The 468-nt window shown below is 78.2% G+C and carries 1 protein-coding gene; it reads left to right on the plus strand.

Annotated elements, in window-relative coordinates; genetic code table 11:
* The coding region (locus tag LPA54_RS37790; protein ID WP_228984941.1) for a chloride channel protein at nt 1-468 on the plus strand (468 nt) is incomplete at both ends.

The following is a 468-nucleotide window of genomic DNA, read 5'->3' on the forward strand; positions in this document are numbered from 1 at the left end:
CCACCGGTCTGGAGGCGCCGGTGCTGCCGCCCGCGGTGCTGCCCGGGCTGCTGCTGGTGACCGCGCTGGTCCTGGCCGGCGGGCCCAGTCTGGGACCGGAGAACCCGGTCATCGCCGTGAACGTCTCGCTGGCGGTGTGGTTCGGCGCCCGCGCCTTCCCGGCGACGGCCCGGCGGGGCTGGGTGGCCCTCGCCGAGGCGGGGACCATCGGCGCGCTGTTCGGCACGCCGGTCGCCGCCGCGCTGGTGATCTCCGAGGCGCTGGCCGGGCAGCGCGTCAGGGGGAAGCTGTGGGACAGCCTGTTCGCGCCGCTGGCCGCCGCCGGGGCGGGGGCGCTGACCACCACGCTGGTGTCGGACCCGAGCTTCGACCTGCACCTGCCGCCGTTCGGGCAGCCCGGCTGGGCCGTGCTGCTGGCGTCGCTCGTGGTGGCCTCGGCCGGGGCGCTGCTCGGCAGGGGCGCCGGGT

This window comes from Streptomyces sp. DH12 (assembly GCF_020873895.1).
GTDB lineage: Bacteria > Actinomycetota > Actinomycetes > Streptomycetales > Streptomycetaceae > Streptomyces.